Genomic DNA, 25,540 nt, shown 5'->3' on the forward strand with positions numbered 1-25,540 from the left:
GGGTCAGCCGAGGAGCCAGGTGTCCTTCGTGCCGCCGTCCCGGGCGCCACGACCGGTGAGCCCCACACGGGTCAGCGGCGCGGGCAGGACGGACACGCCGCCCCGCCCGACCGCCGCCGAGAACACCCGGAGCTCCACCGGCCGCGGCTGCAGGGCGCCGTCCACCAGCGTGGGCACCGCGGTGGCCGCGACCGGTTCCTGGGCGACGAAGCGGAAGGGTGCCGCGGCCACCTCCGCCTGCAGGGCAGCCAGGTCCGCGGCCGAGCAGGCCGGGCCCACGACGGCGCCGCGTCCGCCGTACCCCGCGACGGGACGGACGACCAGCTCGTGCAGCCGGCCCCGCACCTGCGCCCACTGTTCCTCGTCGGCGAGCACCCACGTCCGCGGACAGTCGAGCAGCGGCTCCTCCCCGAGGTAGAACCGGATCATCGCGGGCACCCACGCGAACGCGGCGGCGTCGTCGGCCAGGCCGTTGCCCGGCACGTTGGCCAGTCCGAGCCGCCCCGCACGGACCGCGTCGGTCAGCAGCGAGTCCAGCGACTGCCCTATCGGGGTGCGGTAGGCGCCGAGCATCCCGTCGTCGAACCGGCGGTACAGGACGTCGACCGGCACCCGGTCGCCACCGACGACGACCTCGATCCCGCCGTCCATCCGCGGCCACAGGTCCGCGGCGCGCGCGAGCGGCACGCCCAGCGCGACGGCCAGCAGCCCGTGCTCGAACCAGGCGTTGTCGCCCGGCCCGGCGGTGAGGACGGCGATGCGCGGCACACCCTGGCACGTGGGGGACGCCGCCGATCGCAGCCCCGCGCGCAGCAGCGGAACGGCCTCCGCCGCGTCGGCGAGCGACGTCGCGGCGGGCAGGGCGGCCGCGAACAACCCGGGCAGCGCGGCCCGCATGCCCTCGCGGTTGGCCAGCGCGTAGCCGAGGCCGGCCGGAACCCGGAGGTGGTCCTTGACCACGAGCCACCGGCCCGAGGCGGTGCGCAGCACGTCGGTGCCCGCCACGGTCACCCGCGGCTGCCCGGGCCAGGCCTGGCCGACCGCGTCCGGGTCGCGGCCGGGGCTGTGCGCCACCGCCCACTCCGGCAGCACGCCGGCACGGACCACCTCCGGCGCCCGGTCCGGGTCACCCCGGCGCCGCCCGGCCGCGCGGTAGGCGTCGGCGAGGAAGGCGTTCAGTGCCCGGTGCCGCTGCTCGACCCCGGCCGCGACGGTGCGCCACTCCGCGCCGGGCACCACCCGCGGGATCGGGTCCAGCGGCACGGTGCGGACCGTCTGCCTGCCGTCGGCCCACGAGCCCACGGTGACCCCCCGCGCCTCCCGTTCGCTGGCGAGAACGGCCGCGGCCGCCGTCAGCCCGGGCAGCCCGAGCTCGTCGAGCGCCGGGCCGAGGACGGCGTAGGCGTTCCGCAGCCGACCGTCCGGAGTGACCGCCTCGTCGGCGGGGGCTGCACGGTAGTCGGCGAAGAGGGGCCGGCTCACAGCCAGCGATCGAACCAGGCGACGAGCCGCTCGCCCAGTTCGACCAGGTGCTCGCGACCCACGATGGTGTGCCCCTCGCCGGGCAGCAGCAGGAGCTCGGTGGTGGCGCCGAGGGCCTGGAGCGCCGCATGCGCCTGCACCGACTCGGCGACCGGCACGTTGGTGTCCCTGTCCCCGTGGACGAAGAGCACCGGCGAGCGCAGCCGCGCCAGATCGGTCAGGGGCGAGAGTTCGGCCAGCATCTCCCGGTCGACGACCGGGTCGCCGTACTCGGTGACCGAGGCGGCGGCCATCCACGGCTCGGTGGCGGCGAAGAACGTGCGCAGGTCGCTCATGCCGGCGCCGGTGACACCGGCGGCGAACAGGTCGGGCCAGCGGGTCAGGGCCACGAGGGTGAGGTAGCCGCCGTAGGACCAGCCGTGCGCGCCGATCCGCCCCGGCTCCGCGATGCCGGCGGTCACCAGGACGTCGACCGTCGTCCGGACGTCGTCGAACGAGGCCTCGCGCGCGGGGCCGTCGTCCGCGGTCAGGAACGCGCGGCCGAAGCCACCGGAGCCGCGCACGTTCGGCGCGAAGACGGTGAACCCCGCGGTCACCAGGCTCTGGATGGTCGGCGACCACGCGGGCCGCTCCTGGCCCTCGGGCCCACCGTGGAAGGTGACGACCGTCCGGTTGGGGCCGTGCACGCCGCGCGGCGTGTAGAGCCAGCCCGACAGCGGCAGGCCGTCGGGCGCCACGTAGGAGCGGAGCACGGGAACGGCGAGGTCGGCTGCCGCGAGACCCTCGGCGTCGGGGCACGCGGGGGCCGACGGCAGCCGACTGGGCCTGGGCCGGCCGTCCAGCGGCACGACCCACAGGCCGCGGGGGGAACGGGGCCCGGTCAGCTCGGCGATCATCGTCTCGCCGTCGGCGGCCAGGGACCATCCCGGCATGACCGGCTCGGGCAGGGCGATCTCGCGGACGACCGCGCCGTCGGCCAGCGCGTGGACGCACAGCTCGGTGACGCCGTCCCTGGTCCAGACCGCGAGCACGGTGCCGTCGGTGCGCAGGGCGTAGCCGTCGAGGTCGGCGTCGGGGCGGGCGAGCACGACCTCGCCCGGGCCCGGGACGCCCTCCTCGGTCAGCGGGACCTGCACGAGACCGGCGCGGTCGGCGAACGGCTCACCGGGCAGGGACGCGCGGACGAAGACCGAGCGGCCGCCGGGACCGAAGCGCCCGTCCTCCGACGCCAGACCACCCGGCGCGTCGGGCGCCAGGACCGGGCGCTGGTCGCCGGTCGCCACGTCGACGAGCACGATGTGCCGGTACGCGCGCGGGCCCCTGCGGGCGAGCACCCACCGCTGGTCGGCCGAGACCGCGGTGACCGACAGGAAGCCGCCGCGGGCGATCGTCCGGTGGGCGCCGGTCACCGCGTCGACCAGGACGACGTCGGCGTCCGGGCCGTCGCCGGGTGCGATGGAGCAGGCGTAGTGGCCGGGGCCGGTCCAGCCGCCGGCGAACACGGTGGCTCGGGGATCCTCCCCCGCCAGGAGCCGGTGGCCGGAGCCGTCCGGGCGGACGACGTGCAGCTCGGCGCAGATGGAGCCGCCCGGGCTGACCAGGTAGGCCAGCCAGGCGCCGTCCGGGGACCACGCCACCGAGACGACCTCCTGGGTCGGCAGGGAGAGCACCGCGGGCACGGCGGACCCGTCGAGATCGGCCACCTCGAGGCGGGGCAGGCCGGAGCGGTCGGTGACGTAGGCGACCCGGTCCCCCTCCGGGGACAGCGCGGGACACCAGGCGCCGGGCGCTGCGTTGATCGCGGCGACCGCGCGGCCGACCCCGGCCGGGAGCTGGTGCGGGAGGGCGAGGGGCAGCGCGGCGTCGTCCGGCACGGACCACGGGTCCGTCAGCGGGCTGACCATCGCACCTCTCCTCTCGCTCCGTCGCTCTGCGGGCCGGTCGGCGGCCACTGTCCCCGCCGCATGTTGCGGACAGATGACATCGGTCCTCATCGGCGGAGACCAGCCCTTTCCGCACCCCTCGCGCGAGGGGTTGCGCCGACGCCACGCCGGGCGACCTCCGGGCCGCGCCCGGGGCGCGCCGATAGCCTCGGGCTCCGGGCCGTCTCTCGACGGCCGGGTCCGCGGAGTCAGCAGGAGGTCCGCCCATGCGCACACTGCGCCTCGTGGCGCTCTCCGACGACGGGAAGAGTCTCGTCCTCGCCGCGGGGGGCACCGACCCGGCCGACGGAGAGCGGTTCGAACTCCCGATCGACGACCGGGTGCGCGCCGCAGCCCGCGGGGACGCCCGCCGGCTCACCCAGATCGACGTCGACGCCGGCGTGGAGCTCCCGCCACGGGTGATCCAGGCCCGCATCCGCGCGGGCGAGACACCCGAGCAGGTCGCTGCCGCATCGGGGACGCGGGTGGAGCGGATCATGCGCTTCGCCCATCCGGTGATCCAGGAGCGCGCGCGGGTCGCCGAGCAGGCCCGCGAGGCCCGCGTGCGGCTGTCCGAGGGTCCGCCGACCGTCGCCCTCGGGCAGTTCATGACCGACCGGCTGCGGCTGATCGACTCCGACATCGACGCGGTGACGTGGGACGCGCACCGCACCGACGACGGCACCTGGCAGATCACCGGTTCCTGGCGGGCCGGCGCGAAGTCCGGGACGACGCGGTGGACCTTCGACATCCCGTCGCGCACGGTCGCCCCCTACGACGCCGCCACGACCGACTTCGCCGAGGGCACCCGTCTCGTCCGCGTCGTCCCCGACGTCCCGAACGGCGCACCCGTGGGCGGGGGTCCTGGCCCCCGCGGCCGCGCGGTGTCGTTCGTGCGCGGGCGCGCGCCGGACGCCCTGGTGCACGACACCGTCACGCCCGACGTCCTGCCGGCGGACCTGCGCGCCGACGACGACGAGCACGTCCGCGACGTGCACCCCGCCGTGGGCGCACCCGACGAGCCCTCGGTCGAGGACCTGCTCGACGAGGTGGCCGAGCACGACACCGTGGTGCTCGGCCGGGGCACCGGCGAGGAGGGCGAGGACGGCGATCCGCGCGCCCGCATCCCGGCGTGGGAGGACATCGTCTTCGGGGTCCGCCGCCACCGCTGACGCGTCCCCGCTTTCGGTACAGAAAGCGGGACCGCCCCCCGACGCTTTCTGTACCGAAAGCGGAGAGGGCGGGTTCCGCCGGCCGAGAAACTGGTTCGCTCCGGTCAGTATCCGGGCCTAGCCTCGGGCTGTCATGGACACGGCCCCGATCTCCCCGCCCGACGACCGGGGCAAGCTCTCCGCGCTCCTCCGGCTGGTCCCCTTCGCCCGCCCGTACCGCGGACTGCTGGTCCTCACCTTCGTGGCCGCGCTGGTCGCGTCGCTGGCGCAGCTGACGGTGCCGCTGGTCACGGCCGCCATCGTCGACGGCCCGATCGCCGAGGGCGACCGCGCCGGGCTGGTGCCGCTCGTGGGTCTCGCACTGGTGCTCGGCATCGCCGAGGCCGCGCTGTTCTTCCTGCGCCGGTGGGCGATGAACAAGAGCTGCCTGCAGCTGGAGCGCGATCTGCGCGACACCCTCTACCAGCGGCTGCAGCGACTGCCGGTCTCCTTCCACGACACGTGGCCATCGGGGCAGCTGCTGTCCCGGGCGACGTCCGACGTCGCGACCGTGCGGCGGTTCGTCGGGTTCGCCGGCGTCTTCCTCGCCGTCAACCTGGTGATGTGCGCCGTCGTCCTGGTGCTCCTGGTCGTCACCTACTGGCCGCTCGCGCTGGCCGTGCTGCTGACCACCGTCCCGCTGTCGGCGCTCGGCCTGAGGTGGGAGAGGCGCTACAACCTGCAGGCCCGCCAGGTGCAGGACGAACAGGGTGAGCTGGCCACCGACGTCGAGGAAGCGGTGCAGGGCATCCGCGTGGTCAGGTCGCTGGGGCGCAGCGGCCTGGTGTTCGGCCGGTACGACCGCAAGGCGACCCGGCTGCGGCGGCTGGAGCTGTCCAAGATCCGCACGCTGGCGTTGCTCTGGTGCCTGTTCGAGTTCCACCCGCAGGCGACCCTCGCGATGATCCTGGTCGGCGGGGCCGTCGCGGTGAACACCGGCGCCCTCACCATCGGCGGCCTGGTCGGCTTCGTCGCGCTGTTCACGGTGCTGCTGTGGCCGATCCTGTCACTGGGCTTCCTCTTCGCCTTCGCGCAGGAGACGGCCAGCGCCTGCGACCGGATCGGCGAGATCCTCGACGCCCCCATCACCGTCGACGACCGGTCCGGCGTGCGGCCGGCCGTCGTCGGATCCCCGGCCCGGCTGACGTTCGAGGCCGTCGGGTTCACCTATCCCGGCGCGACCGCACCGGTGCTCGACGGTGTCCACCTCGACCTCGCGCCCGGTGAGACCGTGGCCCTGGTCGGGGCGACCGGGTCCGGAAAGACGACGCTGACCGCCCTGGTCGGCCGCCTCTACGACGTCACCGCCGGCCGGGTCGCCATCGACGGCGTCGACGTCCGCGAGATGCCGCTCCGCCAGCTGCGCAGCGTCGTGGCCACCGCGTTCGAGGACGCCACCCTCTTCTCGATGAGCGTCCGCGAGAACCTCGCGCTCGGGCGCCCCGACGCGACCGACGACGAGATCGCCGAGGCGCTGCGGGTGGCGCAGGCGGAGTTCGTCCACGACCTGCCGTGGGGGCTGGCGACCCGCATCGGCGAGCAGGGGCTGTCGCTGTCCGGCGGGCAGCGGCAGCGGCTGGCGCTGGCCCGTGCCGTCCTCGGCCGACCCTCCGTGCTGGTCCTCGACGACCCGCTGTCGGCGCTGGACGTGCACACCGAGGCACTCGTCGAGGCCGCGCTGCGCGACGTGCTCGCCGAGACGACCGCGCTGGTCGTGGCGCACCGTCCGTCGACGGTGCTGCTCGCCGACCGGGTCGCGCTGCTCGCCGGCGGGCGGATCGCGGCGGTCGGGACGCACAGCGAGCTGCTCGCCGAGGTGCCGGCCTACCGCGACCTGCTGGCGCAGGAGAGCGAGCTGGCCGAGGTGCCCTCGTGAGCGACGACCCCGGCCAGGACTGGCGCGGCGTCGCCAGCGAGGACCGCGACGAGCTGTCGGCGGGCGCGGGCATCTACCTCCGCGACCGTTCCCGCCGGCTGCTCGGCGAGCTGATCGCCCCGCACCGCCGGTCGCTGTGGGGGCTGCTGCTCACCATCACGGTGCAGAACCTCGCCTGGCTGGCCGGTCCGTTCCTCATCGGAGTGGGCATCGACGTGGCCGTGCCGGCGCTGGTCGACGGCGACGTGCGGCCGCTGGTCTGGATCACCGTGGCGATGCTCGGCGCCGCCGTCCTCGACACCGTGCTGCGGTTCGTCTTCCTGACCTGGTCGGGGCGGGTGGGCCAGGCGGTGCTGCTGACGCTGCGCCGCCGGGTGTTCAGGCACGTCCAGCGCCTGCCGCTGGCCTTCCACGAGCGCTACACCTCGGGCAAGACGATCAGCCGGCTCACCAGCGACATCGAGGCCCTGGCCGAGCTGCTCGACGAGGGCCTGGACAACCTGGTGACGGCGATGTTCAGCGTGGTGACGATCGGCGTGGTCCTGGTCGTCCTCGACCCGCCGCTGGGCGTCGTGGCGCTGCTCGGCTTCCCGGTGCTGTTCTGGGTGGCCCGCTGGTTCCAGCGCAACTCGACGAAGGCCTACCGCCGCACCCGCGAGACCGTCGCCGCGCTGATCGTGCAGTTCACCGAGACGTTCGGCGGCATCCGGGCCGTGCAGGCGTTCCGGCGGGAGCCGCGCAACGACGAGTTGCACGCCGTCCTCAACGAGGACAACCGCCGGGCGCACGACCGCGCCTTCTGGCTGATCGCGGTGTTCGTGCCGGCCGTGACGCTGATCGGGAACCTGGTCACCGTCGCCGTCCTCACCTACGGCGCGCTGCGCGTCATGGACGGCGACCTCGCGGTCGGCGTGCTCGTGTCGTTCCTGCTCTACCTGCGCCGGTTCTTCGACCCGCTGCAGGACGTCGCGATGTTCTACAACTCCTACCAGTCGGCAACGGCCGCGCTGGAGAAGCTGTCCGGCGTCCTGGAGGAACGGCCGACGGTCGCCGAGCCCTCCGATCCGGTGCCGCTCCCCGCCGCACGCGGGGAGGTCGTCCTCGACGGCGTCCGGTTCGGCTACACCGATCGGACGGTACTGCCGCACCTCGACGTCACGATCCCCGCCGGGCAGACGGTGGCGCTCGTCGGTGCCACCGGCGCCGGCAAGTCCACCCTGGCCCGGCTGGCCGCGCGGTTCTACGACCCGCAGGACGGCGCCGTCCGGCTCGACGGGGTGCCGCTGGACCGGCTCGCGGACGAGGACCTGCGCCGCGCGGTGGTCATGGTGACCCAGGAGAGCTTCCTGTTCTCCGGCAGCATCGCCGACAACATCGCCTTCGGCCGGCCGGGAGCGACCCGCGAGGAGATCGAGGCATCGGCCCGGGCGATCGGCGCCGACGACTTCATCACGGCCCTGCCCGAGGGCTACGACACCGACGTCAGCAAGCGCGGTGGCCGGCTGTCGGCGGGGCAGCGCCAGCTGGTGAGCTTCGCGCGGGCGTTCCTGGCCGATCCGGCCGTGCTCATCCTCGACGAGGCCACCAGTTCCCTCGACGTGCCGAGCGAGCGCCTGGTGCAGCGGGCCCTCCGCACGCTGCTCGCCGATCGCACCGCGCTGATCATCGCCCACCGGTTGTCCACGGTGGAGATCGCCGACCGGGTGCTCGTCATGGACGACGGCCGGATCGTCGAGGACGGCTCGCCCAGCGACCTGATCCGGGGGATCGGCCGGTTCGCCGACCTGCACCGCGCATGGGCCGACAGCCTGGTCTGAGTGGAACAGGTGGAGCCGCCGGGTAGTTGAACCGGCATGAGTGCTTCGGTGTCCATGCCCCTCGGCGGCGTGCAGGTCGGTTCCTACGACAGCTACGAGCAGGCGCAGTCCGCGGTCGACTACCTCGCGGACCAGAAGTTCCCGGTGGAGAACGTCACGATCATCGGCACCGACCTGCGCATGATCGAGACGGTGACCGGCCGGCTCACCATGGGCCGAGCCCTCGCCGCCGGCGCGGCGGGCGGCGCCTGGTGGGGCCTGTTCGTCGGCCTGCTGCTGGGCATCTTCTCGGCCGACGGCGGCCAGTGGGTGGGATCGGTGCTCACCGGCCTGCTGATCGGGTTGGCGTTCGGCGCCGTCTTCGGCGCCACCGGCTACGCGATGACCCGTGGCCGTCGCGACTTCACGAGCACGAGCAAGATCAGGGCGAGCCGGTACGACGTGATGTGCAACCCGGCGCACGCCGAGGACGCCCGCGCCCACCTCGCGCGGTTCTCGCTGCGGGGCTGATCAGCGGAGGGTGGCGAAGGCGATCGCGGCCGCGGCGGCGACCCCCAGCGAATCGACGCCGGGCCGCATCGGGATCCGCGCCCGCAGCGTCGCGGCCTGTTGCGCCTCCGGCGTGAGGCCAGGGCCCTCGGCGCCGAGCAGCACCGCCGTCCGCGGGTGCTCCCTCGGGTCGACGTCCGAGAGGTCGACGGCGTCGGGCGCCGGGGTGAGCGCGACCGTCGTGTAGCCCGCGCGGTGCAGCCGCGCGAGGTCGCCGGGCCACTCGGGCAGCACGGCGAACGGCAGCGCGAGCACGTGCCCCATCGAGACCCGCACCGACCGCCGGTAGAGCGGGTCGGCGCAGCGCGGGTCGAGCAGCAGGCCGTCGACACCCAGCGCCAGCGCCGACCGCGCGATCGAGCCCAGGTTCTCGGCGTCGTTGAGCGCCTCGAGGACGGCCAGGCGGCGCGGCGCGGCGGGATCCGGGCCGGCCAGCAGGTCGTCGAGGTCCGCGGGCGGGCGGCGGTCGGCCGACGCGACCACACCACGGGTCAGCCGGAAGCCGATGACCTCCGAGAGCAGCCACTTGTCCGCCTCGTAGGCCGGGACGTCGTCCGGCAGGTCGAGCGCGGTGACCCGGCCGGGGACGCCGAACACCGCGCGCACCCGGTACGGGGACGCGAGCAGCCGCGCCACCGCCGGCACGCCCTCGACGATGACCGTGCCGGTGCCGCGCTGCGTTCCGGCTGGGCGGTCACCGGCCTTGAGGTCGCGGAAGTCGGCCACCCGCGGGTCGTCCGGATCGGTGATGACGACGGGGACGGCCACCCCGCCGATTCTGCCCGCGCGGGTCGGGCGGGGATCAGGGTCCCTGATCATGCGGCGTCCTCCCTCACGGTCCACCACGAGGGAGAACCCCTCACGCTCAGGTCACCTGATCGTCGCAGTGACCCGTTGACGTCTTCGCACGAACTCATCTAGCGTTGAGTTCATCGGTTGTTGAGTTCCGGGAGGGTGCGTCATGGACGCCGTCACCGTTCGAGATCTCGTCGTCGACCGCGGCCGCCGCCGTGTCCTGCCCGGCCTGAGCTTCACCGTCGCCGAGGGCCAGGTGACGGGGCTGCTCGGGCCCAGCGGCAGCGGCAAGACGACGCTGATGCGCGCGATCGTGGGCGTGCAGGTGGTCCGCTCCGGCGAGGTGACCGTGCTGGGCGAGCCGGCCGGCTCCGCGGGCCTGCGGTCCCGCGTCGGCTACGTCACCCAGGCGCCGAGCGTGTACCCGGACCTCACCGTGCGGGAGAACGCCCGGTACTTCGCCTCGCTCCACGGCATGGGCGCGCGGGAGGCCGACGCGGCCATCGCCGACGTGGGCCTGACCGAGGCGGCCGGCCAGCTGGTCCGCGACCTCTCCGGCGGCCAGATGGGTCGCGCCTCGCTGGCATGCGCACTGGTGGGCAGCCCCGAGGTCCTCGTGCTCGACGAGCCCACGGTGGGCCTGGACCCGGTGCTCCGCGTCGAGCTGTGGGAGAGGTTCCACGCGCTGGCGAGAGCCGGGACGACGCTGATCGTCTCCAGCCATGTCATGGACGAGGCCGGCCGCTGCGACCGGCTGCTGCTCCTCCGCGACGGCGAACTGATCGCCGACTCCACGCCGGCCCAGCTGCGCATCGACGGCCGGTCCGACGACCTGGAAGAGGCCTTCCTCAACCTGGTCCGTGCACGTCAGGAGGTGGCGGCATGACCGCCCCGACCCTCGACAAGCCCGGCACACAGCGCCGTCACCTCAGCCCCCGGCTCACCGGGGCCACCGCCGGCCGGGTGCTCCGCCAACTGCGGCACGACCACCGCACCATCGCCATGATGCTGGTGCTGCCCACCCTGCTGCTCGGCCTGCTCTACCTGCTCTGGAAGGACCTGCCGACGCTGCCCGGCCAGCCGAGCACCTTCGACCGGGTGGGCCTGACCATGCTGGGGATCTTCCCCTTCGTCGTCATGTTCCTCGTGACCAGCATCGCCATGCTCCGCGAGCGCACGTCCGGGACGCTCGAGCGGCTGCTCACCACTCCCCTTGCCCGGCTCGACCTGCTGCTGGGCTACGGGCTGGCCTTCGGGCTGATGGCGGCGCTGCAGGCCGCCGTGACGGTGACGGTCGCGACCACGCTGTACGACCTCGACGTCGCCGGACCGGTCTGGCTCGTCGTGCTCATCGCGGTCGTCGACGCCGTCCTCGGGGTGGCGCTCGGCCTGCTGGCCAGCGCGTTCGCCCGCAGCGAGTTCCAGGCGGTGCAGTTCATGCCGGTGATCGTGCTGCCACAGTTCTTCCTGTGCGGGCTGCTCGTGCCGCGCGAGCAGATGGCCGGCTGGCTGCAGGCGATCAGCGACGTGCTGCCGCTGACCTACGCCGTGGAGGCCCTGCAGGAGGTGGGACGCTCGACCGAGGCGACGGGCAGGATGTGGACCGACGTCGGCATCGTCGCCGGCGCCGCCCTGCTCGCCCTGGCCCTGGCGGCGGCAACCCTGCGGAGGAGGACCAGCTGAGCTCCCTGCCCGACAAGGCTCGACCGGCTCGACGGTCCGGACGGCGCCCCGGGAACCCCGACACCCGGGACGCCGTGCTGACCGCTGCCCGGGCGCAGTTCGCCGAGCGAGGGTTCGACGGCGCGACGATCCGCGGCATCGCGTCCGCCGCCGGCGTCGACCCCGCGCTGGTCCACCACTACTTCGGCAGCAAGGACCAGCTCTTCCTGGCCGCGATCCAGGCCCCGGCGAATCCGGCCGACTTCCTGCCGGAGGTGCTGGCCGGTGGCCGGGAGAACCTGGGCGAGAACGTCGTGCGGATGCTGCTGCGCGTCTGGGACGGCCCGATGCAGCCGGCCGCGCTCGCGCTCGTCCGGTCGGCCATCAGCCACGAGTGGACGGCGAAGCTGCTGCGCGAGTTCCTCGTCAGCCAGGTGCTGCGCCGCGTCGTCGGCACCCTCGACGCGCCGGTCCGCGAGCGCGAGGTCCGCGGCGCGCTGGCCGCCTCCCAGCTGGTCGGCCTGGTCGTGACGCGCTACGTGCTGAAGCTCGAGCCGCTCGCGTCGGCCACCCCGAACTCCCTGGTGGCCGCGATCGGGCCGAACGTCCAGCACTACCTGACCGGCGACATCGAGCTGCCCCGCCGGTGACTCAGCGGGGCGCGCGGGCCAGCTGGCGGCTCTGCGCGACCAGACGCCCCGTGGAGTCCCAGATCCGGTAGTCCTCGTCGACCCAACCGCCCGCGATCTGGCTGGACCGCGCCTCCACGAAGCACCAGCCGGGCGCCGGCAGCGCCCGCACCAGCACCTGCAGCTGCACCGTCGGCGCCCAGCCCGTGTTGCCCATCGCGAAGCTGGTCGGCGGCAGCGCGTCGGCGAAGGTGAGCAGCGCCAGCGGATCGGGCTCCCGGCCGTCGGCGAAGCGCATCCAGGCCCGCAGGACCGGTTCACCCGACGGCTGCCCGAACGCCCAGCCGGCCGTGGCGACGTCCAGGCGGGTGTCGACCTTCAGCGACAGGCCGGGCACGTGCACGCCAGGAGGCGCGAGATGACGGTGCTCGGCCACGGAGAAGCACTCCTCGACCGGCGGCACGTCGGGCATGGGCTCCGCGTAGTCCGACGGCTCCCCCGTCAAGGTCGCCGTCGTGGCCTGGACGACCAGAGCCGGGCCGCCGGCGTCGGAGAGCGTCACCATGGAGTGCGCCAGCGTGCGGCCCGCCGTGCCCGGGACGACGCTCAGCGACGCCGGCCCCGCCGCCGGGGCGCGGAGGTAACTGGCCGACACCGCGACGGGGTGGTCGTGCGGGCTCTCGAGCACCGCCGCCCGCCCGGCGACCGACAGCAGGTAGCCGCCGTTGAGGATCCCGCCGCCGACGTCCCACCCCGGGTCGAGCCGGGTGACCAGGCCGCCGCCCTCGGCCCGCTCGACGGCGGTGGCGGCGTCGAACGCGGTCACGTCATCGTCCTGCGGCACGGGCGCCAGGGTGCCAGGGTCGTTCCCATGGACTACACGCACCTCGGCCGCAGCGGCCTGTCGGTCTCCCGCCTGTGCCTGGGCACCATGAACTTCGGCTGGAAGACCGAGGAGGGCGACAGCCACGAGATCATGGACCGCGCCCTCACCGAGGGCGTGAACTTCTTCGACACCGCCAACGTCTACGGCTTCGACGCCGGCAAGGGGCGCACCGAGGAGGTGCTGGGCACCTGGTTCGGCCAGGGCGGCGAACGGCGCGGCAAGGTCGTGCTCGCCACCAAGGTGTACGGCGGCATGTCGGACTGGCCGAACGACACCTTCCTCTCCGCGCGCAACATCGTGCGGGCCTGCGAGGCGTCGCTGCGCCGGATGCGAACCGACTGGATCGACCTCTACCAGTTCCACCACGTCGACCTGCGCACGCCGTGGGAGGAGATCTGGCAGGCCTGCGAGACCCTCGTCGCCCAGGGCAAGGTGCTCTACATCGGCTCCTCGAACCACGCCGCCTGGCAGATCGCCGCCGCCAACGAGGCCGCGGCGCGCCGCAACTTCCAGGGCCTGGTCAGCGAGCAGTCCCACTACAACCTGCTCACCCGGCACGTGGAGCTCGAGGTGCTGCCCGCCGCTGCGCACTACGGCGTCGGCATCATCCCGTGGAGCCCGCTGGCCGGAGGGCTGCTGGCCGGCGTCCTGGAGCAGACCGACGGTGGACGGCGCAACGACGAGCGGACGCAGAAGCGGGTGGAGAAGCACCGTCCGGCACTCGAGCAGTACGAGGGCTTCTGCCGCGAGCTGGGTCATGCGCCGGCGGACGTGGGGGTGGCGTGGCTGCTGCACCAGCCGGCCGTGACCGCGCCGATCGTCGGGCCGCGGACGATGGAGCAGCTCGAGGGCGGCCTCCGTGCCCTGGACGTGGAGCTCGATGCGGCGGCGCTGGACCGGCTGGACGAGATCTTCCCGGGTTACCGTGCCGCGCCTATGGAGTACGCGTGGTGAGCGGCCAGGCGGCCACCACGTCATAGGTCGGCTTCGGGCCGAGGTGGCTCTCCCACAGCCGCACCTCGGTGACCGGCCAGTCCGGACCGCGGTAGGCCGCGAGCCGGTCGGTCAGGCTGCCGTCGGCCGGTGCTCCCGGCCGCCAGCGGCCGAGGGTGAGATGCGGCCGGAACGGCCGTTCCTCGACCGGCAGCCCGAGGCGACGGGCCACCGTGGACAGCCGGCCGGCCAGCTCCACGAGCGGCTGCACGTCACCGTCCAGGCCGGTCCAGGCCACCTGGGGACGACGCAGCGAGCCGAACCGCCCACCGCCGGCCAGCCGCAGAACCATCGCCGGGGCCGCGGCGACGGCCGGCGCGGCGGCCTCGACCAGCGGCTGCACGAGGTCGCGGGGCACGCGGCCGAGGAACAGCAAGGTGAGGTGCCAGCGGTCGGGCGCCGTCCACCGCGGAGCGCCGGCCACGTCCCGCAGCGGTGCGACGGCGCGGCCGAGGTGGGTCCGGGCCGCCTCCGGCGGATCGACGGCGAAGAAGAGCCGGGCGGTGCCGCCGCTCAGCCCCGCACCACCAGGCCGGCGCTCTCCAGCGCCGCCAGCAGCCGGACGCGTTCGACGTCCCGCGCGACGCCGGCGGGCGGCTGCTCGGCGAGGTGCGACTGGACCTCCAGCATCTGCGCCGCCTCGGCCAGCACGACGTCGTAGGCCACCCAGAGCGCCTTCCAGCGGACGAGGGTGGAGCCGGAGGGGACCAGGGCGAGCTGGCGGGAGAGCCGGCGCAGGTCGGCGGCCACGACCTGGATCGGGCGCTTGGCCACGAAGAGGTCCGGGTCCGCCGGCAGCGGCGCCCGGACGGCGCGCGCGGCCCGACGGGCGGCGCGGCGTGCCTTGCGCTGTTCGGCGACGGCGATCGAATCCTCGACCGTGCAGCGCGACGCCCAGCGGTCGACGAGGAACAGCAGGCCGCTGAACATGGCGAATGCCAGCAGGATCTGGACGACCAGCATCTCGCCGCCTCCCGTACCGACCGCGGACTGTCTCGACGGTACTCCGGAGTTCGCGGGACGACGACGTGGTCGTTGCACAGCCGTGATCAATCACCCGAGGCCCGCCCGACGAGCGTCTCCTCGGCGGCGCGCAGGTGCGGAGTGGGCACGGCTGCGACCCGCGGACCCACCCGCAGGCGCAGCCGCGGCGGCGCGAACCCGGCCTCGAGCCGCACCCGGCGGCCGCGCGCCAGGACGGCCGCGGCCACGACGCCCGCGACCACGCAGACCGCCCCTCCCAGGATCAGCCCCCAGGGCGCCCCCAGGTGCTCGGAGATCCAGCCGATCAGCGGCGCTCCCACCGGCGTCCCGCCCATGAAGCACATGAAGTAGAGCGCCATCACCCGGCCGCGCATCTGCGGGTCGACGCCGAGCTGGACGAAGCTGTTGTTGGCGACGCTGAAGATCAGCGCGGCCGCGCCGGTGGGCACCAGCAGGGCGGCGAAGGTCGCGTACCCCGGCATGAGGCCGGAGATCACGGTGAGGACGCCGAAGACGACGGCGGATACCACCAGGAAGCGCTGCCGCGGCCGGACGCTGCGGCGGGTGGACAGCAACGCGCCGCTCAGCGACCCGATCGCGAAGAAGGTGGAGAGCAGACCGAACGCCTCGGCCCCGAGGTCGAAGCGCTCGCGCGCCATGAGCGCGATCGTCACCTGGTAGTTGAAGCCGAACGTGCCGATGACGAAGGCCAGCGTCATGGCCAGCACGAGATCGGGGTGCGCCCAGGTGTAGGCGAGTCCTTCGCGCAGCTGACCTCGCGCGCGGGCGACCGGTGGGCTGCGGCGCAGCTCGGAGGCCCGCATGCCGGCGAGCGCGGCGATCGTGAAGGCGAAGCTCGCCGCGTTGACGAAGAACGCCGGCGCGGTGTCGCCCGACGCCGCCCCGATGAGGAGCCCGGCCAGGGCCGGGCCGACGAGCCGCGCGCCGTTGAAGATCGAGGAGTTCAGCCCGACGGCGTTGGCCAGCAAGGCCGGGCCCACCAGCTCGGACACGAACGCCTGCCGGACGGGCGCGTCGATGGCGGCCACGGCGCCCAGGCCGCCGGCCAGCACGAACACGTGCCACAGGGCGACGGCGTCGGTGACCACCAGGAGCGCCAGCAGCAGGGCCAGCAGGCCCATGAGCGCCTGCGTGACCATGAGCACGCGGCGCTTGTCGTACCGGTCGGCCAGCACCCCGCCGTACATGCTCAGCAGCAGCGACGGCCCGAACTGGAGCGCGGTGATGAGCCCCAGGGCCACGCCGCTGTCCCCGGAGAGCTGCAGCACCAGCCAGTCCTGGCCGATGCGCTGCATCCACGTCCCGGTGAGCGACACCAGGTTGGCCGAGGAGTACATCCGGTAGTTGCGCACCCGCAACGCCCGGAAGGGACCCGTGCCGAGGTCCCGCTCCGCACCGGGATCAGTGCTCGTCCAGGTCACCCACTGGCCAGCTTGTCGATGATCGCCGCGGCCTCCCGCAGCACCGCCCGTTCCTCGGCCGACAGTTCCTGCAGCCGCTCGCTGAGCCAGGCCTCGCGGGCCCGGGCCTCGGCGTCGAGCAGCCCGCGGGCAGCCGGCGTCAGGTCGATGATCACCTGTCTGCCGTCGGTCGGGTGCGGCGTCCGGGTCACCAGGCCCATGCCCTCGAGCGCCACCACCACCCGGGTCATCGACGGCGGCTGCACGCGCTCGTGGGTGGCCAGCTCGCCCGGGCTCATCGGCCCGTGCCGCTTCAGCGTCGACAGCGCCGCGAGGTGGGTGAGCGTGACCGACGTGTCCACGCGCTGGTTGCGCAACCGCCGCGAGAAGCGCATCACGGCGAGCCGGAGGTCGTGGGCGAGCGCAGCGGTGTCCAGCGTCGTCCTGCCCACGATGCTTAGCCTAACTCAGCAACACGGCTCCGCTGGGGAACCGGCGCCTCCGGCCGACCCCGCGGGCTACAGGAGCTGCTGCAACGGCTCCAGCGCGAAGTAGACGAGGAACATCGCCGCGATGATCCACATCAGCGGGTGGATGTCGCGACGCCGGCCAACCGCCAGGCGCAGCAGCACGAAGCTGATGACACCGGCGCCGATGCCGTTGGTGATCGAGAAGGTGAACGGCATCAGCGCCATGGCCAGGAAGGCCGGGATGACCAGCGAGAGGTCGTCCCACGTCAGGTGCCGGACCTGGCTGATCATGAGCGCACCGACGATCACCAGCGCCGGGGCGGCGGCCTCCGAGGGGACCACGAGCACCAGCGGGCTGAGGAACATCGTGATCAGGAAGAGCACGCCGGTGACGACGCTGGCCAGGCCGGTGCGGGCGCCGTCGGCGACGCCCGACGCGCTCTCGATGTAGGTCGTGTTCGACGACACGCTGCCCGCGCCCCCGGCCGCGGCGGCCAGCGAGTCGACGAGCAGGACCGGCTGCGACTTGGGCAGGTTGCGCTTCTCGTCGAGCATGCCTCCCTCGGCGCCGACGGCGGTGACCGTGCCGACGGTGTCGAAGAAGTCGGCGATCATCAGCGAGAAGACGATGAGCACCGCGGCCAGGATCCCGATCCGCTCGAACCCGCCGAACAGCGAGAAGTTGCCGAGCAGGGAGAGATCGGGGGTGGCCACCACGTCCTCCGGCAGGGCGGGGACCTGCAACGCCCAGCCCCGCGGGTTGACCTCCTCGCCACCGGAGATCCGCGGGCCGACCTCGGCGACCGCCTCGATGACGATCGCGAGCACCGTCGTGGCGACGATGCCGATGAGCAGCCCGCCGCGGACCTTGCGCACCACCAGCACGGCCATGAGCAGCAGACCGACGACGAAGGTGAGCATCGGCCAGCCGGCGAGCTGACCGCCGTCGCCGAAGCTGATCAGCGGGTTGCCCGGCCGGATGATCCCGGCGTCCACGAGCCCGATGATGGTCAGGAAGAGGCCGATGCCGACGGCGATCGCCGTCTTCAGCTGCGGCGGGATGGCCTCGAAGACCGCGCGCCGGAAGCCGGTCAGCACCAGGACCGTGATGAGCAGGCCCTCCAGCACGACCAGGCCCATGATCTCCGGCCAGGAGAGCTGGGTGGCCGCGAAGACCGCGACGATGGCGTTGATGCCGAGGCCGGCGGCGACCGCGAAGGGGTAGCGGCCGATGACGCCCATGGCGATGGTCAGGACGCCCGCGAGCAGCGCCGTGACCGCCGCGATCGACCCGAAGGACAGCACCGTGCCGCTGACGTCGGCTCCGGGCACGCCTTCGAGCCCCGGGATGCTGGTCAGGATGATCGGGTTGAGCAGCACGATGTAGGCCATCGTGAAGAACGTCGTCAGGCCGCCGCGCACCTCGCGGCTGACGGTCGACCGCCGAGCGCTGATCTCGAAGTACCGGTCCAGCCCGTTCTTGGGGCGCACCTGCGGACCGGCGCTGCGGCGCACGGGCTCGGCTCCTCCGAGCACGTCGGCCGGTGTCCCCTCGTCGGCGACGGGGGCCGCCCTGCCGGTGGCCGCACCGGCCGCGCGGGCCCCCTTGGACGGACGAGACTTCTGGGCCATGCGGACTCCCGGGACGACGGGCCGCTCCGCGGGCCGGACGCGCCCAGGGCGCACCGGCCCGCACAACGGCGGACGACGAGCGGCGACAGCGTGCCACACCTGCGGCCCCGGGTGTGCCCAAGTGATCGAGCTGAGACCTACGCTCGCCCCGTGCACGGACCGACGAAGCATGCCCCGCCACCGCTGGAGGTCGACACGTCCCGGGTCGTCATCGCCGGGATCGCCCTGTGGGCGGTGGCGCTCGTGGTGCTGCTCGTGCTCGGCGACCGCGTCGACCGGATGTGGACCTGGACCTGCGTCGCCGCGATCGGGCTCGGCTTCCTGGGCCTGTGGATCATGAAGCTGCAGGGGCAGTTGAAGGACCCCTCCCCCGCCGCTCGCACGCTCGCGACGGGACCCTGCGGAGGGGCCGATCCAGCGACGACTAGAGGACGTCGAACCCGCCGGTGTCGTACCGCGCGGTCAGGACCACCTCGGTCGGCTCGGTGAGCACCAGCGTCGCCTGGCTGTGCGCACCGCAGCCGTAGTCGGCCGTCACCACGCGCCCGTCGGCCGGTGCGTAGGCGTTGCCGCAGGCACCGAGCGTCGAGCGGAGCGAGCCGGCCAGCGGCAGCCAGAAACCGCAGGTACCGCACGGGCCGGGCGCGTGGCGGGCCATCGAGGAGCCGGGCCCGAACTCACCGGCCGACCATCGACCGACCGCCTCGCGGCGACCGTCGGCGGACATGACCCGCTCGCGGCCCGACCCGAGCTCGAAGGCGACCACGCTGCCCTCGGGGTCGTCGGCGGAGTCGTCGTCCACCGCGTACGCCGGCACGAGACGCGGGTCGTCCTCGGTCGAGGGCAGCACGTCGCCGACCGACAGGTCACCGGGCCGCAACCGCTCGTGCCACGGCACCCAGGCCGGCGCCAGCAGGGCCGAGTCGCCCGGCAGCAGCACGACCTCGTCCACGGTCACCTCGGACTCGCCGGGGATGCGCGCGACGGTGACCGCCCAGTGCCAGCCGACGTAGCCGGGCAGGCGGCTGGCGAACGTGTGGGTCAGCACCTCGCCGAGCACGTCGGCCGGCACCCCCTCGGTCTCGGGGTCCACCGGCTCGGACGTCGTCCCGAGGTGCTCGCCGACGACCGCGGGGTCACCCGCCGTCTCGACGGCGGCGGCACGGGCCAGGTCGACCGCACCGGCGAGGCCGTCGGCGGTCGCGGGAGCAGCGGAGGACTCGGTCACCCCGCCAGTGTCCCATCCGGCCGACGGGTCGCCCGCACAGCTCCGTGCGGCACCATGGACCCGTGTCCGTCTCGCGTCGCCCGCCCGGTGCTCGCCGGCGCGCGCGCCTGACGGGACGCTCCACCGCGCCGCGGCCCGATCGCCAGGACACCCCACCGTTCGGCATGCCTGTCCCGTCGGCGAGCGCCCTGCCTCCGTCGACCAGCCATCCGCCGCCCGACGACCGGCCCACCACCGTGATCCCCGAGCCGTCGCCCGCCGCCGTGGGGCCGCGGAAGATCACCGTCACCCGGGTCGCCGCGGCCCGCTCGCGCGAGCTCACCGCGGCGGCGGCCCGTCGCGTCCGGGAGGCCAGCCGGGCCGACGGCGCCGAGGAGAGCGGGCTGGCCCAGCTGCTCTGGGTCAACGCCCTCCACATGGCCGGCGACGCCATGATCGCGGTCTCCCTCGCCGGCACGTTGTTCTTCGCCGCGACGACCGACGCCCAGCGCAGCAACGTGGCGCTGTACCTGCTGGTCACGATGGCGCCCTTCGCCGTCCTGGCGCCGATCATCGGGCCGGCGCTGGACCGGCTGCAGCGCGGACGCCGGTGGGCCATGGCCGCCAGCCACGTCGGCCGGGCGGTCCTGGCGCTGGTCATGCTGTCCCACTTCGACAGCTTCTGGCTGTACCCGGCCGCCCTCGGTGTCCTCGTGCTGTCGAAGTCGCACAACGTGCTGCGTGCCGCGGTCGTCCCGCGCGTGCTGCCCGCGGCCATGTCCCTGACCTCGGCCAACGCCCGGCTCTCCGTGTTCGGTCTCGTGACCGCGGCCGTGGCAGGTGGCCTCGGGGCAGGCATCGCCGCCGTCCTGGGCTTCGACTGGGAGCTCGGCGCCACCGCGGCCGTGTTCCTGGTCGCGGCTGGACTCGCCATCCGGTTGCCCCGGCACGTCGACGTCCCGACCGGCGAGCAGCCGGCCGACGTCCTCACGACGGCGCCGGTCCCATCCCTCGGCCGCCGCCGGGTGAGCCCGCACGTCGTCCTGGCCCTGCGGGCCAACGCGGCGCTGCGTGGCCTGGGCGGCTTCCTGACGATCTTCTCCGCCTTCCTCGTCCAGGCCACCTTCGACGGCGGCTGGCCGGCCACGCTGGCGCTGGGCGCGGTGGCGGCGGCCGCGGGGGTGGGCAGCTTCACCGGCACCGCGATCGGCTCCCGGATGCACCACGCCGACCCCGACCGGGTCGTGCTGATCTCGGCGGCGGGCGCGGCCGCCGTCACGGTGCTCGCGGCGTTCTTCTACAGCTTCGCCATGGCCGCGGCGGTCGCCGGCGTCGCGGCCGTCACCAACGCGCTGGGCAAGGTGGCACTGGACGCGATCATCCAGCGCGAGGTGCCCGAGACCATGCGCGCCTCGGCCTTCGCCCGCTCCGAGACCGTGCTCCAGCTCTCCTGGGTCGTCGGTGGAGCCTTCGGCATCGCGCTGCCGCCCACCGGCTGGCTCGGCTTCACGGTCGCCGCGGCGCTGCTCGTCCTCGCCGTCGGCCTGATCGTGTGGAGCCTCTACCGGGGGCGCCGCGCACCGCGGCCGCCGGTGGCCGTCTCCCCCGATGCGCCGACGGAGCCGGTGGGGCAGCAGTGGTCGTAGGCAGGGCCGCCACCGCCACCGCCACCGCCACCGCCACCCTGCTGGTGCTGGTCGCCGGGTGCGGACGCGGCGAGACGGGGCCCGGTGAGGTCGGCGTCGAGGTCGGCGCGCAGGACCTCAGCGTGCGCCCGACCCAGTACTGCCTGGACGGCGAGGGGCAGCGCTACGACACGACGCCACCGATCCTCGAGGTGTCCCCCGGCGCGACGATCTCGCTCACCGTGCCCGACGCCGTCGCCGACCGCGGCTGGAGCGTGCAGGTCTTCGACGACGAGCTCGAGGAGCAGCTCGGAGCGGTCGACGTCGCCGCGGGGACGACGACCTACGACGAGATCACCTCCGACGACGTCGTCCCGCCGGCCTTCTACCTCGTGGTGGTCGAGGACAAGGGCGGCGACTGCGGCGAGTTCTCGGGAGCCTGGCCGATCGGCTTCATCCGCGCCGGCGGGTGAATCAGGCCTCGAGGTCGGCGGCGACCGCGCGCAGTACCGCGGCGACCTTGCGCGACTCGGCCCGGTCCGGGTGCCGGCCGCGGCGCAGCCCCTCGCCGACGTCGTCGAGGAGCTTGATCAGGTCCTCGATGATCGGCACGAGCTCGTCGGGCTTCTTCCGGGTCGCCGCGGCGTGCGCCGCCGACACCGACGGCAGCGGGTCGAGGACGCGCACCTGCAGCGCCTGGTCGCCACGGCGGCCGGCGACGATCCCGAACTCCACGCGCTGCCCGGGCTTGAGCTCGCTCGTCCCCGAGGGGAGGGCGTCCTTGTGCACGAAGACGTCAGGTCCGTCCTCGCGCGCGAGGAAGCCGAAACCCTTCTCCGGGTTGAACCACTTGACCTTGCCGGTGGGCACGTTGATCCCTCTTGCTCGCTGCCGGGTCCGGCACGGGGCCGGGAGGACGACGGCGCCGCGCGCCGCTCGACGACAGGTTAGCTGCCGTCCCGGCGCGCGGGCCCGCGCATTCCTGGGCGCCCTAGCCTGGCCGGGTGGCACAGCCTCCGCAGGATTCCGGTCATCCCGACTACCGATTCACCCTGGCCAACGAGCGGACGCTGCTGGCCTGGCTGCGCACCGGGCTGGCCCTCGTCGCCGGTGGAGTGGCGGTGGCCACCTACGCGCCGGATCTCGGCGTGCGCTGGGGAAGCGGTGCGGTCGCCCTCGGACTCGTCCTCGCCGGCCTGTTCGCCGCCCTCGCCGGTCACCGCCGGTGGCGCGCGAACGAGGCCGCGATCGCCGGCGGTCGGCCGCTGCCGGGGAGTCCCCTGGTGCCGGCGATGACGGCCGCGGTCGCCGCGGTCGTCGTGGTCGTCGCCGTCCTGGTCGGGGTGGAGGTGCTCGGCCGGTGACCGACCAGGGGGTCGCCCCGGAACGGACCGACCTGGCCTGGCAGCGGACCGGGCTGGGGATCCTGGGTGCCGCCGGCCTGCTCGCGCACCGGGCGCTGATCAGCGACCGGGCGGTGTTCCTCGTGGCCGCCGGCGTCGTCGCGCTGGCGGGCCTGGCCGTCCTCGGCGGACTGGCACCGGTCCGCTACCGACGGCTCACCCGCGGGGTGGCGGCCGGCGCCCGGGTCGTCGCCCCGCGCGCGCTCGGTGTGCTGACCGGACTGGTCGTGCTGACGGCCGTGGTGGCGGCGGCCGCGATCCTCACGCCGGGCTGACCTCCGGCACGACCTCGAGCCGGTCGAGCAGCACCAGGAACACCTCGGCGAACGGATTGCCCTCCACCGATCGACGGACCTCGGCCCAGTCGACCTGCTCCCGCAGCGCCCGGGCCACGGGCAGCATCCGGGAGAAGTCGCAGTAGTGCTCGTCCAGCGTCATCAGCTTGGTGACGAGGATGTCGGTCGCCCGCAGCACGGGCATGTGCACCGAGAGGACCGGCAGCTGCTCGGCGCGCTCGATCAGGTCGGTCTCGACGGGGTGCCCGCAGGCCCGCCAGAGGACGTCGACGAACGACGCCCCGGAGACGACCTTGGTCAGCCAGTCCTCCGCCGGCTCCTGCACGTCGAGCCCCGCCTCGGCCAGCACCTTGGCGGCCCGCTCCGCCTCCGCCGCGGGCACGAGGAAGTCGGCGTCGTGGTCGGGCTCCGGGGCGCCGCGCACCCAGGCGGCATAGCCGCCGCACAGCGCGAAGGGCACCTCTCCCTGCTTCAGGGCGACGGCGGTGCGCTTGAGGAGGTCGCGGATCTCGTCGCGGTCGTCTGGCTGCACGCGGGTGCTGCTACCCGCCGCCGCCGGTTGCACGCACACGGGCGGTAGAAGCGGCCGCGGGCGGGCACAGGGGCAGACGTGCGCATCGCGACCTTCAACATCCTGCACGGGCGGTCGATGGACGACGGGGAGGTGGACGTCGACCGGCTCGCCGCCGCGGTGAAGAGCCTCGACGCCGACGTCCTCGGTCTGCAGGAGGTCGACCGCGACCAGCCGCGGTCGATGAACGCCGACCTCACGGCCGTCGCCGCCGAGGCGATGGGCGCCGGGGAGCACCAGTTCGTGGCGGCGCTGGCAGGCACCCCCGGCGGCACGTGGATGGCCGCCACCGGTGACGAGCAGCCGGGTTCGGCGACCTACGGGATCGCGCTGATCTGCCGCTACCCGGTCGTCTCGTGGCGCGTGGTCCGGCTGCCGGCGCTGCGGGCGAGCGTGCCGATGTGGTTCAAGGGCTCCCGCAAGCCGGTGTGGGTGAGCGACGAGCCGCGGGTCGCGGTCGCCGCCGTCCTGGACGGCCCGTTCGGCGAGATGACCGTGTGCAACACCCACCTGTCCTTCGTGCCGGGGTGGAGCGCGCTGCAGTTGAGCCGGCTGGTGCGGTCGCTCACCGGCACCCGCGAACCGCTGGCCCTGATCGGCGACCTCAACATGGAGCAGCGCCAGGCCTCCCGTGTCAGCGGGCTGCGGCCGGTCGCCACGGCGCCCACCTTCCCCTTCGACCAGCCGCGCCGGCAGCTCGACCACGTGCTGGTCCGGGGAGCGCTGGAGGCCACCGGCCCGGCGGAGGCGCTGCGGATGCCGCTGTCGGACCACCGCGCGCTCGTCGTGCCCTGCGGACCGGCCTGAGCTGCAGCGACCGGTCGCGGACGACGGCCCGCTGTTGGATCATGCGGGCATGGCCAGCAACGGCGCCGCCCGCATCTTCTCGCTCCTCGCCACGATCGTCCGCGTCGTCTGCTCGGTCATCGCCGCGGTGATCGTGGTCTACGCGGTGTTCGTGCTCTTCGAGGCCAACCCGCGCAACGGGCTGGTCCAGTTCGCCGCCGACTGGCGCAACACGTTCGGCTGGTTCACCAAGGACCTGTTCACGCCCTCGGACCCGAAGATCGCCGAGGCCATCAACGCCGGGCTGGCCGCGCTGGTCTGGGTGGTGCTGGGCAGTCTGGTCTCGAAGCTGATCGTCCGGCTGACCCCGACGTCCAAGGCCAAGGCCTGAGGTGGAGTGCCAGGGGCGCGTTTTCCGCGCCCTGGCACTCCACCGAGGTTCAGTCGACGAGCTGGATGCCGGCCCGGTTGGGCTTGTCGGTGGGGTGCGCGTAGCGGATCCGGTGCGGCGGCAGCGGGAAGCTGTGGTCCTCGCCGAACGGCGAGAGCGCGCCGGCGCTCACGCTGGTGAGCTCGGTGAGCGGCGGGCCGCCGTCGTCCGACTGTCCCCAGGTGGGCTCCACCTCGTGCGGGTTGCGCGTCTTGCGCTTGGCCATGTCGCCTCCGTGTCCAGGTGCACCTGCGTCTGCACGGTGCTGCTCGGTCTGGGGTCATCTTCTCGTGCACCCCTACCCACGCGCACGCACTCTCCCCCGTGAGGGCGCGGGTCATCTGCTGCGGGTGACCACACCGGCGCCGTAGACGGTCTCGAGGCCGTCGGCGGTGATCACCCACTGGCGGTCGCCCACGGGCGCGGCGCGCACCTCGGCGCCGTCCAGCGCCTGCACCGCGCGGGTCCGCCAGACGGCCGTGCTGAGCAGCTTCAACCGCACCGGTTCGTCGTCCGGGTCGAGTTCGTCGTAGCCGGCCGGCTCGAAGGCGATGATCGCCGGACCGGCGATCCGCAGCCGCCCGTACTGCCAGACGGTCCGCTGCAGGGCGCGGCGCCACCGCACGGTCCGCAGCAGCGCACCGGCCCCCGCGGCGATCGCGACCAGGCCGACGAACACCAGCGCGACCACCACCAGACCCACCGCGGGGTAGCGCTGCCCGCTGCTGCTGACGACGGCCACCGTGGCGACGCCGAGCAGGACGCCGAGGACGACGGCGATCACCCCGCCGGCCAGCCAGCGCAGCGCGCCCGCCTGGTACCCGTCGAGAGCGGCACGGGTCTGGGGGTCCATCTGCCCATGCTCTCAGCAGCCGATGGCAGGGACGTCGTAG

29 protein-coding genes are annotated in these 25,540 nt (G+C 74.0%); 15 read left to right on the forward strand and 14 right to left on the reverse strand.

Features of this window, described 5'->3' with window-relative positions; genetic code table 11:
- Nucleotides 1-3: 3 nt before the first annotated feature.
- On the reverse strand, nt 4-1,482 hold the full coding sequence (locus tag MVA48_RS12365; RefSeq protein WP_246980751.1) for a circularly permuted type 2 ATP-grasp protein: 1,479 nt from the start codon (nt 1,480-1,482) through the stop codon (nt 4-6).
- Nucleotides 1,479-3,386 (reverse strand): S9 family peptidase, encoded by a 1,908-nt coding sequence (locus MVA48_RS12370; RefSeq protein ID WP_246980753.1) that lies wholly within the window; start codon nt 3,384-3,386, stop codon nt 1,479-1,481. Before MVA48_RS12370 ends, MVA48_RS12365 begins: the two co-directional genes overlap by 4 nt.
- 245 nt (nt 3,387-3,631) lie before the next feature.
- On the opposite strand from MVA48_RS12370, the gene sepH reads away from it, so the two are divergent.
- From sepH to MVA48_RS12390, 4 genes are all read left to right on the forward strand, one after another.
- A complete protein-coding gene (gene sepH, locus MVA48_RS12375; RefSeq protein ID WP_246980755.1) occupies nt 3,632-4,576 on the forward strand; it encodes a septation protein SepH in 945 nt (314 codons plus the stop codon).
- 133 nt (nt 4,577-4,709) lie between these two features.
- Nucleotides 4,710-6,491, forward strand: a complete 1,782-nt coding sequence (locus MVA48_RS12380; protein ID WP_246980757.1) for an ABC transporter ATP-binding protein — start codon at nt 4,710-4,712, stop codon at nt 6,489-6,491.
- Nucleotides 6,488-8,308 carry an ABC transporter ATP-binding protein gene (locus MVA48_RS12385; protein WP_246980758.1) on the forward strand — a complete coding sequence of 607 codons (1,821 nt, stop codon included), beginning with the start codon at nt 6,488-6,490 and terminating at the stop codon, nt 8,306-8,308. The genes MVA48_RS12380 and MVA48_RS12385 overlap by 4 nt, the downstream gene beginning before the upstream one ends.
- Before the next feature lie 54 nt (nt 8,309-8,362).
- Nucleotides 8,363-8,818, forward strand: a complete 456-nt coding sequence (locus tag MVA48_RS12390) for a general stress protein (protein WP_246989211.1) — start codon at nt 8,363-8,365, stop codon at nt 8,816-8,818.
- Here the strand turns inward: MVA48_RS12390 and MVA48_RS12395 are convergent, their stop codons facing one another.
- On the reverse strand, nt 8,819-9,625 hold the full coding sequence (locus MVA48_RS12395; protein ID WP_246980761.1) for a TrmH family RNA methyltransferase: 807 nt from the start codon (nt 9,623-9,625) through the stop codon (nt 8,819-8,821).
- A 193-nt stretch (nt 9,626-9,818) separates the two neighbouring features.
- On the opposite strand from MVA48_RS12395, the gene MVA48_RS12400 reads away from it, so the two are divergent.
- The 3 genes from MVA48_RS12400 to MVA48_RS12410 all read left to right on the forward strand — a co-directional run bounded on the left by MVA48_RS12400 (nt 9,819) and on the right by MVA48_RS12410 (nt 11,964).
- Nucleotides 9,819-10,538 (forward strand): ABC transporter ATP-binding protein, encoded by a 720-nt coding sequence (locus tag MVA48_RS12400; protein WP_246980763.1) that lies wholly within the window; start codon nt 9,819-9,821, stop codon nt 10,536-10,538.
- Complete coding sequence (locus MVA48_RS12405; RefSeq protein WP_246980765.1) at nt 10,535-11,335, forward strand: ABC transporter permease; 801 nt, start codon at nt 10,535-10,537, stop codon at nt 11,333-11,335. The genes MVA48_RS12400 and MVA48_RS12405 overlap by 4 nt, the downstream gene beginning before the upstream one ends.
- Nucleotides 11,336-11,409: 74 nt before the next feature.
- Complete coding sequence (locus MVA48_RS12410) at nt 11,410-11,964, forward strand: TetR/AcrR family transcriptional regulator (RefSeq protein ID WP_246980767.1); 555 nt, start codon at nt 11,410-11,412, stop codon at nt 11,962-11,964.
- Between the two features lies 1 nt (nt 11,965).
- Here the strand turns inward: MVA48_RS12410 and MVA48_RS12415 are convergent, their stop codons facing one another.
- Complete coding sequence (locus MVA48_RS12415; RefSeq protein WP_246980769.1) at nt 11,966-12,787, reverse strand: thioesterase family protein; 822 nt, start codon at nt 12,785-12,787, stop codon at nt 11,966-11,968.
- Between the two features lie 27 nt (nt 12,788-12,814).
- On the opposite strand from MVA48_RS12415, the gene MVA48_RS12420 reads away from it, so the two are divergent.
- Complete coding sequence (locus MVA48_RS12420; protein ID WP_246980771.1) at nt 12,815-13,783, forward strand: aldo/keto reductase; 969 nt, start codon at nt 12,815-12,817, stop codon at nt 13,781-13,783.
- On the opposite strand, the gene thpR is transcribed toward MVA48_RS12420, so the two are convergent.
- The 5 genes from thpR to MVA48_RS12445 all read right to left on the reverse strand — a co-directional run bounded on the left by thpR (nt 13,764) and on the right by MVA48_RS12445 (nt 18,329).
- Complete coding sequence (gene thpR / locus MVA48_RS12425; RefSeq protein ID WP_246989213.1) at nt 13,764-14,339, reverse strand: RNA 2',3'-cyclic phosphodiesterase; 576 nt, start codon at nt 14,337-14,339, stop codon at nt 13,764-13,766. The two genes, MVA48_RS12420 and thpR, sit on opposite strands and share 20 nt — an antisense overlap.
- A complete protein-coding gene (locus tag MVA48_RS12430) occupies nt 14,336-14,785 on the reverse strand; it encodes a hypothetical protein (RefSeq protein ID WP_246989364.1) in 450 nt (149 codons plus the stop codon). The genes thpR and MVA48_RS12430 overlap by 4 nt, the downstream gene beginning before the upstream one ends.
- A gap of 86 nt (nt 14,786-14,871) precedes the next feature.
- On the reverse strand, nt 14,872-16,248 hold the full coding sequence (locus MVA48_RS12435) for an MFS transporter (RefSeq protein WP_246980773.1): 1,377 nt from the start codon (nt 16,246-16,248) through the stop codon (nt 14,872-14,874).
- Nucleotides 16,245-16,679 (reverse strand): MarR family winged helix-turn-helix transcriptional regulator, encoded by a 435-nt coding sequence (locus MVA48_RS12440; RefSeq protein ID WP_246980775.1) that lies wholly within the window; start codon nt 16,677-16,679, stop codon nt 16,245-16,247. The genes MVA48_RS12435 and MVA48_RS12440 overlap by 4 nt, the downstream gene beginning before the upstream one ends.
- A 66-nt stretch (nt 16,680-16,745) precedes the next feature.
- On the reverse strand, nt 16,746-18,329 hold the full coding sequence (locus MVA48_RS12445) for an NCS2 family permease (protein ID WP_246980777.1): 1,584 nt from the start codon (nt 18,327-18,329) through the stop codon (nt 16,746-16,748).
- Nucleotides 18,330-18,479: 150 nt separating this feature from the next.
- Here MVA48_RS12445 and MVA48_RS12450 point away from each other — a divergent pair, with 150 nt between their 5' ends.
- Nucleotides 18,480-18,818, forward strand: a complete 339-nt coding sequence (locus MVA48_RS12450; RefSeq protein WP_256461065.1) for a DUF2530 domain-containing protein — start codon at nt 18,480-18,482, stop codon at nt 18,816-18,818.
- On the opposite strand, the gene MVA48_RS12455 is transcribed toward MVA48_RS12450, so the two are convergent.
- A complete protein-coding gene (locus MVA48_RS12455; RefSeq protein WP_246980779.1) occupies nt 18,754-19,557 on the reverse strand; it encodes a DUF3027 domain-containing protein in 804 nt (267 codons plus the stop codon). The two genes, MVA48_RS12450 and MVA48_RS12455, sit on opposite strands and share 65 nt — an antisense overlap.
- Nucleotides 19,558-19,721: 164 nt before the next feature.
- Between MVA48_RS12455 and MVA48_RS12460 the strand changes: the two genes are divergently transcribed.
- Together MVA48_RS12460 and MVA48_RS12465 are read left to right on the forward strand one after the other, a co-directional pair.
- On the forward strand, nt 19,722-21,182 hold the full coding sequence (locus MVA48_RS12460) for an MFS transporter (RefSeq protein ID WP_246980781.1): 1,461 nt from the start codon (nt 19,722-19,724) through the stop codon (nt 21,180-21,182).
- The gene (locus MVA48_RS12465) at nt 21,173-21,634 is read left to right on the forward strand and encodes a DUF2771 family protein (protein WP_246980783.1); all 462 of its coding nucleotides are present in this window, start codon (nt 21,173-21,175) and stop codon (nt 21,632-21,634) included. Before MVA48_RS12460 ends, MVA48_RS12465 begins: the two co-directional genes overlap by 10 nt.
- Before the next feature lies 1 nt (nt 21,635).
- On the opposite strand, the gene MVA48_RS24500 is transcribed toward MVA48_RS12465, so the two are convergent.
- On the reverse strand, nt 21,636-22,031 hold the full coding sequence (locus MVA48_RS24500) for a cold-shock protein (protein ID WP_441300188.1): 396 nt from the start codon (nt 22,029-22,031) through the stop codon (nt 21,636-21,638).
- Between the two features lie 134 nt (nt 22,032-22,165).
- Here MVA48_RS24500 and MVA48_RS12475 point away from each other — a divergent pair, with 134 nt between their 5' ends.
- Together MVA48_RS12475 and MVA48_RS12480 are read left to right on the forward strand one after the other, a co-directional pair.
- Complete coding sequence (locus MVA48_RS12475; protein WP_246980785.1) at nt 22,166-22,525, forward strand: YidH family protein; 360 nt, start codon at nt 22,166-22,168, stop codon at nt 22,523-22,525.
- Complete coding sequence (locus MVA48_RS12480; protein ID WP_246980787.1) at nt 22,522-22,839, forward strand: DUF202 domain-containing protein; 318 nt, start codon at nt 22,522-22,524, stop codon at nt 22,837-22,839. Before MVA48_RS12475 ends, MVA48_RS12480 begins: the two co-directional genes overlap by 4 nt.
- Here MVA48_RS12480 and MVA48_RS12485 read toward each other — a convergent pair.
- Nucleotides 22,826-23,392, reverse strand: a complete 567-nt coding sequence (locus MVA48_RS12485) for a nucleotidyltransferase family protein (protein WP_246980789.1) — start codon at nt 23,390-23,392, stop codon at nt 22,826-22,828. The two genes, MVA48_RS12480 and MVA48_RS12485, sit on opposite strands and share 14 nt — an antisense overlap.
- 78 nt (nt 23,393-23,470) lie before the next feature.
- Here MVA48_RS12485 and MVA48_RS12490 point away from each other — a divergent pair, with 78 nt between their 5' ends.
- Both MVA48_RS12490 and MVA48_RS12495 read left to right on the forward strand, forming a co-directional pair.
- Nucleotides 23,471-24,238, forward strand: a complete 768-nt coding sequence (locus tag MVA48_RS12490) for an endonuclease/exonuclease/phosphatase family protein (protein ID WP_246980791.1) — start codon at nt 23,471-23,473, stop codon at nt 24,236-24,238.
- Nucleotides 24,239-24,287: 49 nt separating this feature from the next.
- A complete protein-coding gene (locus MVA48_RS12495) occupies nt 24,288-24,608 on the forward strand; it encodes a hypothetical protein (protein WP_246980793.1) in 321 nt (106 codons plus the stop codon).
- Nucleotides 24,609-24,657: 49 nt separating this feature from the next.
- On the opposite strand, the gene MVA48_RS12500 is transcribed toward MVA48_RS12495, so the two are convergent.
- Together MVA48_RS12500 and MVA48_RS12505 are read right to left on the reverse strand one after the other, a co-directional pair.
- Entirely contained in the window at nt 24,658-24,873 is a 216-nt protein-coding gene (locus tag MVA48_RS12500) for a hypothetical protein (protein WP_246980795.1), read from the reverse strand.
- Nucleotides 24,874-24,984: 111 nt separating this feature from the next.
- A complete protein-coding gene (locus tag MVA48_RS12505; RefSeq protein WP_246980797.1) occupies nt 24,985-25,500 on the reverse strand; it encodes a hypothetical protein in 516 nt (171 codons plus the stop codon).
- Nucleotides 25,501-25,540: the final 40 nt, after the last annotated feature.

Origin of the sequence: Blastococcus sp. PRF04-17 (assembly GCF_023016265.1) — a bacterium.
Lineage (GTDB): Bacteria > Actinomycetota > Actinomycetes > Mycobacteriales > Geodermatophilaceae > Blastococcus_B.